Genomic DNA, 6769 nt, shown 5'->3' on the forward strand with positions numbered 1-6769 from the left:
GAGTAGAGGTTGGCCTGGTGGTTGGTCGGGCCCTGGGCCTCCCAGGGGCCGTGCAGGTCGTAGGTCATGAGGTTGAGCCAGTCCACCGACTTGGCGACCTTGCGGACCTCCAGCCGGTCGGCCTTCTCCTCCCCGGCCGGGACGGCGGCGGTCAGCAGGTAGTGCGCGTGCCGCTGCCGGCCGAGCGCGTCCAGCTGGCGGCGGAACTCCTGCATCAGCAGGGTGTAGTTCCGGCCGTCCTCCGGGCGGACGACGTTGCCGGCGTCGCCCCCGCCGCCGGGGTACTCCCAGTCGATGTCGATGCCGTCGAAGACGCCGGCGCCCGCACCGGCGCCGCCCTCGGCGGAGCCGAGCTGCGGCAGGTCGCCCTTGAGGTAGAGGTCGACGCAGGAGGAGACGAACTTCTTGCGGGCGGCGTCCGTGGCGGCGGCGTCCGAGAAGTACTTGGACCAGGTCCAGCCGCCGAGCGAGATCACCGCGCGCAGCTGCGGGTTCTTCGCCTTGAGCTTGCGCAGCTGGTTGAAGTTGCCCTTCAGCGGCTGCTCGGCGGTGTCGGCGACGCCGTCCACCGACTCCTCGGCGCCGACCGGGCGCTGGTAGTCGGCCCAGGCGTCGCCGACACCGGCGGCGTTGGCCTCGAAGCAGGTGCCGTCGGCGGAGACGTTGCCGAAGGCGTAGTTGAGGACGGTGAGCTTTCCGGCCTGGCCGGAGTCCTGCACCTTCTTGGCGGAGTAGCCGCCGTAGATGCCCCACTGGGTGAAGTAGCCGACCCGCTCGCCCTTGAGGCGGGGGCCGTGGTCGTGGGCCTGGGCGGCGGTGGGTGCGGCAAGTGCGGCGGCGACCGCCATCGCGAGGACTGCGGAGGTGCGTCTGGGCATGCCGTGGCCTTCTCTGAATCGGCGTCAATTGGTCTGAACCAAGCCGAGACAGAGGTTTAGTCCACTGGGGCCGGTGCGCACAAGGGGGCGGTCACGGACGGGTGTTGGCGCGGTACGCCGCCACCGCGTGCCGGAACGGGTCCGGGAGCCGGGAGGCGAGCACCGGCAGGCCGTCCCCGAGAGCCCGGCGAGGCCCGCCGGACGGCCCGTGACGGCCGGCAGCAGGGAGGGCATCGGGCCGACCACCTCCGGCCCGTCCCCGGCGGTCCAGGAGGTGTCGGCGGCCCGCAGCCGCAGCCCGGCACCTGCCCCCGATCAGGACGTCGGGCGGAGGTGGAGGTCGGCGCAGCGGGTCAGCGCCCGCGGCGGATGGGCGTGGGTGATGCCGAGCGGGCGGCGGATGTCCTCGGCGTGCACCGCCGTCTCGCCGGGCCGGGTGTCCGTCGGGCCGGGCGGGTGGCGGACCCGGTCGAGCTCCGCCTCGAAGGCGGCCACGGTGGCGGCCGGTTCCCCGACGGTCGGTGCGGCGACCTCCCGGGCCGTCATCACCTCGAAGCGGAAGCCGGCCCGGGCCGTCCCGGGGAAGAACAGCGGCGGGGTGGTCCGGGCCGTCGCCGCCGTGTGCGCCGACGTGTCGCGGACGCTCCGTCCCGCGTACGGCGACTCCACCGTCCACTGCTCCGTGGTCAGGTCCCGGACGTCCGCCGGCAGGGCCCGCCGTTCGGTGTGGACGAGGTCCGACAGGTCCGACCGCGTCGCCGTGCTTCCGTGCCACCACGGCGACGGCCGGGCCGCACCCCCGCACAGGGGTGCGGCCCGGCCGCTCGCGTTCTACTGCGGGACTCAGCCGATCAGGCTGCGCAGCACGTACTGCAGGATGCCGCCGTTGCGGTAGTAGTCCGCCTCACCGGGGGTGTCGATGCGGACGACCGCGTCGAACTCCACGTCCCCCGCCTTGACCTTGACGGTCTTGGGGGTGCGGCCCTCGTTGAGCTCGGTGACGCCGGTGATGGAGAAGGTCTCCTCGCCGGTCAGGCCCAGCGTGTCGGCGGTCTGGCCCTCGGGGAACTGCAGCGGCAGGACGCCCATGCCGATCAGGTTGGAGCGGTGGATGCGCTCGTAGGACTCGGCGACGACGGCCTTCACGCCGAGCAGCGCGGTGCCCTTGGCGGCCCAGTCGCGGGACGAGCCGGAGCCGTACTCCTTGCCGGCCAGGACGACCAGCGGGATGCCGGCGGCCTGGTAGTTCTGCGAGGCGTCGTAGATGAACGACACCGGGCCGTCGGCCTGGGTGAAGTCGCGGGTGTAGCCGCCCTCGGTGCCCGGCGCGATCTGGTTGCGCAGGCGGATGTTGGCGAAGGTGCCGCGGATCATGACCTCGTGGTTGCCACGGCGCGAGCCGTAGGAGTTGAAGTCACGCTTCTCCACACCATGCTCGGTGAGGTACTGCGCCGCCGGGGTGCCCGGCTTGATGTTGCCGGCCGGGGAGATGTGGTCGGTGGTGACCGAGTCGCCCAGCTTGGCCAGGACGCGGGCGCCGGCGATGTCGGTCACCGGGCTCGGGGTCTGGGCCATGCCCTCGAAGTACGGGGGCTTGCGGACGTAGGTGGACTCGGCGTCCCACTCGAAGGTGTTGCCGGTCGGGACGGGGAGCGACTGCCAGCGGTGGTCGCCGGCGAAGACGTCCTGGTAGCCCTTGTCGAACATGGCCTGGTCGATGGAGCCGGCGACGACGGCGGCGACCTCCTGCTCGGAGGGCCAGATGTCGGCGAGGAAGACGTCGTTGCCGTCGGCGTCCTGGCCCAGCGCGTCGCGGGTGATGTCGACGTTCATGTTGCCGGCGAGGGCGTAGGCGACCACCAGCGGCGGGGAGGCCAGGTAGTTCATCTTGACGTCGGGGTTGATCCGGCCCTCGAAGTTGCGGTTGCCGGAGAGCACCGAGACGACCGCGAGGTCGGACGCGTTGACGGCGGCCGAGACCTCCTCGGGCAGCGGGCCCGAGTTGCCGATGCAGGTGACGCAGCCGTAGCCGACCAGGTTGAAGCCCAGCTTCTCCATGTACGGGAGCAGGCCGGCCTTCTCGTAGTAGTCCATGACGACCTTGGAGCCGGGCGCCAGGGTGGTCTTGACCCAGGGCTTGACGTGCAGGCCCTTCTCCACGGCCTTCTTCGCCAGCAGGGCGGCGCCCAGCATGACGGAGGGGTTGGAGGTGTTGGTGCAGGAGGTGATCGAGGCGATCACGACCGCGCCGTTGTCGATCTCGTAGGACGAGCCGTCGGGGGCGGTGACGGCGGTCGGCTTCGAGGCCTCGGCGGAGTAGGTCGGCAGCGCCTCGGCGAACTTCTGCGCGGCCTCGGCCAGGATCACGCGGTCCTGCGGGCGCTTCGGGCCGGAGATCGACGGGACGACGGTGGAGACGTCCAGCTCCAGGTACTCGGAGTAGACCGGCTCGACCGACGGGTCGTGCCAGAGGCCCTGCTCCTTGGCGTACGCCTCGACCAGGGCGAGCTGCTGCTCGTCGCGGCCGGTGAGCTTGAGGTAGTTGATGGTCTCGGCGTCGATCGGGAAGATCGCGCAGGTCGAGCCGAACTCCGGCGACATGTTGCCGATGGTGGCGCGGTTCGCCAGCGGGATGGCGGTGACGCCCTCGCCGTAGAACTCGACGAACTTGCCGACCACACCGTGCTTGCGCAGCATCTCGGTGATGGTGAGCACCAGGTCGGTGGCGGTGGTGCCGGCCGGGAGCTGGCCGTTGAGCTTGAAGCCGACCACGCGCGGGATCAGCATGGAGACCGGCTGGCCGAGCATCGCGGCCTCGGCCTCGATGCCGCCGACGCCCCAGCCGAGCACGCCGAGGCCGTTGACCATGGTGGTGTGCGAGTCGGTGCCGACGCAGGTGTCGGGGTACGCCTGGCCGTTGCGGACCATCACGGTGCGGGCCAGGTGCTCGATGTTCACCTGGTGCACGATGCCGGTGCCGGGCGGGACGACCTTGAACTCGTCGAAGGCGGTCTGGCCCCAGCGCAGGAACTGGTAGCGCTCCTTGTTGCGGCCGTACTCGATCTCGACGTTCTGGACGAAGGCGTCCGGGGTGCCGAACTTGTCGGCGATGACGGAGTGGTCGATGACCAGCTCGGCCGGGGCCAGCGGGTTGATCTTGGAGGGGTCGCCGCCCAGCTCCTTCACGGCCTCGCGCATGGTGGCGAGGTCGACGACGCACGGCACACCGGTGAAGTCCTGCATGATCACGCGGGCCGGGGTGAACTGGATCTCCTCGGACGGCTCGGCCGTCGCGTCCCAGTTGCCCAGCGCGCGGATGTGGTCGGCGGTGATGTTCGCGCCGTCCTCGGTGCGGAGCAGGTTCTCCAGCAGGACCTTGAGGCTGTAGGGCAGCCGCTCGGAACCCTCGACGGCGGAGAGCTTGAAGATCTCGTACGACTCGTCGCCCACCTGCAGCGAGCTGCGGGCGTCGAAGCTGTTCGCGGACACGACTGACTCCTTCTGGGTCCACTCGATGGTAAGGTAAGCCTTAGCTAAGCCCACCTCGCCGATGTGGAAGGCGTGCGGCTCTCGGCAACTATCTTGACGTCAAGATAAATGATAGTGCGAAGTTATCTCGATGTCGAGATAAACCATAGTGCATGGCTGCGTCCAAACTTCACCCGGCGATGCCCCTGCGCAACCGCAGCAGGTCAGCCCCTGCGGCGCGACCGCGCGAACCACAGCAGGGCCAGTACCCCGGCCACCACCAGAGCCCCCACCACGACGATCACCAGCGGCCCGGCGGAGTCCGCGGGCTCCGGGGCGATGTCCGCCAGCAGCACGGCCGTTGCGTTCACGAGAGGTCCTTTCGGTCGAACGGCGCCGCCGGGGCGAGCCCCGCCACCAGCAGCAACAGGACGGGGAACTCCAGGTAGGCGTGGTAGCTCGCCACCGCCGCGTACAGCGCCTTGCCCTGCGCCCAGTCGGTGGCGAAGAGCACGGCGAGCGCCGCCCCCGCGCCGGCGCCGAGCAGCCAGGCCCGGCCGCCCCGCAGCAGCGGCACCCGCCGCTCGAAGGCCGCCGCGGCGTCCGGCGCGTGCCGCGGCAGGAACCACACCCACACCACGTAGTGCATGGTCTGCAGGAAGGCGAACACCGCCACGAAGCGCAGCCCCGCCGCGGTGTGCAGCCAGGCCGGCGGCGTGTACGCGGCCGCCAGCCGCGCCACTCCCCCGTCGGCCGGGGCCAGCACCCCGTCCAGCGCCCCGAGCAGCAGCAGCGCCGGCACGGCCAGCACCCAGCCGCACTGCACGGCCAGGAACACCGCCCGGCCGCGCGGCAGCCGCCTCGACCACTCCCACAGGAAGACCAGCGGCACCAGGTTGTGCAGGTGCGCCAGCACCACGAAGTGGTACGCCGGGAAGGACAGCGACAGCGCTGCCGCGGCCGAGAGCACCATCGCGGCCCCGGCCAGCGCGGCCGGACGCCCGCGCAACGCCTGCAGACAGGCCGCCGCCAGCAGCCCGTACGCGAGCAGGATCTCGGCGGCGTGCGGGACCGGCCCCGGCGGCAGCAGCCGGCAGACCACGATCCCGGTGATCAGCACCAGCAGCAGCCGCAGGAACCGGCCGGCCAGCACCTCCCCGAAGCGCCCCGCGACGTAGCGCAGTTCGAGCACGTTGTGCAGGATGCCGAAGGTCGCGAGACCGAGCACCGCCAGGCCGACGGGGGCGCGCAGCGCGAACGCCAGGGCGATCGCGGCCGCCAGCACGAACCCGGCCGTCGGCAGGGCCGCGCCCGCCGTCCGCACCGCCGGCACCGCGCCGACCGCCATGCCGATCCCTCCCGGCCGTTCCTCCCGTGGCACCATCACGCCCGTGCCGTATCCCCTGGCCCTCGCGCTCACCCTGCTCGTCGAAGTGCCGCTGTACACCGCGGCGCTCGCCGGCCTCGGCCGCGTCCGTCCGGCCCGGGCCGCCCTGGCGGGAGCCGCGGTGAACGGACTGACGCACCCGGTGCTCTGGTGGTCGCTCCGGCATGCCGCCGCCGGGCCCGCCGCAGCCTACTGGACGGCCTTCGCGCTCGCCGAGGCTTCGGTGTGCGCGGTCGAGGCCGTGCTGGCCGGACTGCTGACGGCGGGCCGGGCCGAACCCGCCGTCCGCCCGGACGCCCGCACCGGCACCGTCCGCCTGCCCGGGCCGCTGCTCGCGGCCGCCTCGCTCACCGCCAACGCGAGTTCGGTGCTGGTGGGGATGCTGGCGGCCCGCTGAGAGGGAGCGGAGCACCGCAGTTCCGGGGCGCGACAGCGGGCGGGACGGCGCGGGACCGTGCGGGACTGCCCGGGACGGGGGCGGCTACGGTGGAGCCGAGCCGGCGGCACGACGGGCCGACCGGCCGGAGCGAGAGCCCGGGGGCAGTCGAAGATGATCGTGGTGGACGCGTCCGCACTGGTGCTGGCACTGGCCGACGAGGGGGACCGCGGCCGCGCCGCCCGGGCCGAACTCGCCCGGGACGACGAGTGGGCCGCGCCCGACCACGTGCTGATCGAGGTGATGCAGTCGCTGCGCGGCCTCTACCTCGCCCGTGAACTCACCGCCGAGCAGGTCTCCGAGATCGCCGACCGGCTGCCGTCCCTGACCGTCCGGCGGGTCGACGTGACGCCGCTGCTGGGGCGGATCTGGGCGCTCAAGGACAACCTCACCCCGGACGACGCCGCCTACGTCGCCCTCGCCGAGCAGCTCGGGGCGCCGCTGGTCACCGCTGACCTGCGGCTGATGCGGGCCAGCGGACCGCGCTGCGAGATCCGCGGCATCCGGCCGGGCCCGGTCGCCGCCCCCGGCGGCGGCGGCGACGGCACCGGCGACGGCACCGGGGCCGGCGGCCGGCCGTCCAGGGGCGACCGCTCGTCC

7 protein-coding genes are annotated in these 6769 nt (G+C 72.4%); 2 read left to right on the forward strand and 5 right to left on the reverse strand.

Going from position 1 to position 6769, the window contains the following annotated elements; all coding sequences use genetic code 11:
• The 5 genes from ABZ641_RS21895 to ABZ641_RS21915 all read right to left on the reverse strand — a co-directional run.
• Positions 1 to 878, reverse strand: an 878-nt coding sequence (locus ABZ641_RS21895; protein ID WP_359984120.1) for a glycoside hydrolase family 18 protein, incomplete at its 3' end; no start/stop codon positions are given.
• A 315-nt stretch (positions 879 to 1193) separates the two neighbouring features.
• Positions 1194 to 1685: a maleylpyruvate isomerase family mycothiol-dependent enzyme gene (locus ABZ641_RS21900; protein ID WP_359984132.1), complete on the reverse strand. Its 492-nt coding sequence runs from the start codon at positions 1683 to 1685 to the stop codon at positions 1194 to 1196.
• 36 nt (positions 1686 to 1721) lie between these two features.
• Positions 1722 to 4367 carry an aconitate hydratase AcnA gene (gene acnA, locus ABZ641_RS21905; protein WP_359984123.1) on the reverse strand — a complete coding sequence of 882 codons (2646 nt, stop codon included), beginning with the start codon at positions 4365 to 4367 and terminating at the stop codon, positions 1722 to 1724.
• Positions 4368 to 4570: 203 nt separating this feature from the next.
• The gene (locus tag ABZ641_RS21910) at positions 4571 to 4717 is read right to left on the reverse strand and encodes a hypothetical protein (RefSeq protein ID WP_344626001.1); all 147 of its coding nucleotides are present in this window, start codon (positions 4715 to 4717) and stop codon (positions 4571 to 4573) included.
• Entirely contained in the window at positions 4714 to 5694 is a 981-nt protein-coding gene (locus ABZ641_RS21915; protein WP_359984125.1) for a hypothetical protein, read from the reverse strand. The genes ABZ641_RS21910 and ABZ641_RS21915 overlap by 4 nt, the downstream gene beginning before the upstream one ends.
• Before the next feature lie 43 nt (positions 5695 to 5737).
• Here ABZ641_RS21915 and ABZ641_RS21920 point away from each other — a divergent pair, with 43 nt between their 5' ends.
• Both ABZ641_RS21920 and ABZ641_RS21925 read left to right on the forward strand, forming a co-directional pair.
• On the forward strand, positions 5738 to 6130 hold the full coding sequence (locus tag ABZ641_RS21920) for a hypothetical protein (RefSeq protein ID WP_359984127.1): 393 nt from the start codon (positions 5738 to 5740) through the stop codon (positions 6128 to 6130).
• Positions 6131 to 6292: 162 nt separating this feature from the next.
• On the forward strand, positions 6293 to 6769 hold a 477-nt coding region (locus tag ABZ641_RS21925; RefSeq protein ID WP_359984130.1), incomplete at its 3' end, for a type II toxin-antitoxin system VapC family toxin.

Source organism: Kitasatospora sp. NPDC007106, from assembly GCF_040634455.1.
Taxonomy (GTDB): domain Bacteria; phylum Actinomycetota; class Actinomycetes; order Streptomycetales; family Streptomycetaceae; genus Kitasatospora; species Kitasatospora arboriphila.

Bases quoted from the DNA above. Each gene is read 5' to 3' on its own strand.
- ABZ641_RS21915 (WP_359984125.1), bottom strand. From the start codon at position 5,694: ATGGCGGTCGGCGCGGTGCCGGCGGTGCGGACGGCGGGCGCGGCCCTG.